The organism is Mesorhizobium sp. M2E.F.Ca.ET.209.01.1.1, from assembly GCF_004010375.2.
Taxonomy (GTDB): Bacteria; Pseudomonadota; Alphaproteobacteria; order Rhizobiales; family Rhizobiaceae; genus Mesorhizobium.
The window spans coordinates 1-281 of sequence record NZ_SADP02001346.1 but is presented as its reverse complement, the minus strand read 5'-3'; the positions used below and the strand labels follow the sequence as shown (position 1 = coordinate 281).

At 65.1% G+C, this 281-nt stretch carries 1 pseudogene; it reads left to right on the top strand.

Annotated features, from left to right (window positions below):
• Positions 1-281, top strand: a pseudogene (locus EN852_RS40350) (citramalate synthase); the annotation flags it as partial.

Here is a 281-nt window from a genome sequence, read left to right as displayed (position 1 = left end):
GTCCGCGTCGCGATCGGCTGCACCAACGAGGAGAACCTGGAATCGATCAAGGTCACGGTCGAGACGGCGGTCGCGGCCGGCAACGAGGCCATGGTCGACTGCGAGAATTTCTTCGACGGTTTCAAGGCCAATCCGGACTACGCTCTGGCCTGCGCCAGGACCGCCTACGATGCCGGCGCGCGCTGGGTGGTGTTGTGCGACACCAATGGCGGCACGCAGCCCTCGGAAGTGCGCGCCATCGTCGAGAAGGTAATCGCTGGCGGCATCCCGGGCGATCATCT